At 74.8% G+C, this 254-nt stretch carries 1 protein-coding gene; it reads left to right on the forward strand.

Translation table 11 applies throughout. The features are described from left to right. Positions 1-71 precede the first annotated feature (71 nt). Positions 72-254 (forward strand): hypothetical protein (locus tag AC1ECF_RS17715; protein WP_480390755.1); only part of this gene is annotated, 183 nt, incomplete at its 3' end.

Genomic DNA, 254 nt, shown 5'->3' on the forward strand with positions numbered 1-254 from the left:
GGCGTGAGCAGCTGGGACGAGATGATCACCTTCGCGCGCGACTTCGCGCGCCGGTTGTGGGGACAGGACGCATGACGACAGGACGGCACTCCCAGGACGGTCTCCTCGACCCGGCACGCGGCACGCAGCCCGGCCCGCCGCTGCGCGACGTCATGCAACGCCTCACCCTCGCTCCGGCGGACTGCGTCCCCGCGCCCGGGTCCGTGCGCCCCGCGGCGGCACCGGCGATCGTGGCCGACGCCGCGGCCATGATC

The organism is Psychrobacillus sp. Z3-81 (assembly GCF_056620325.1).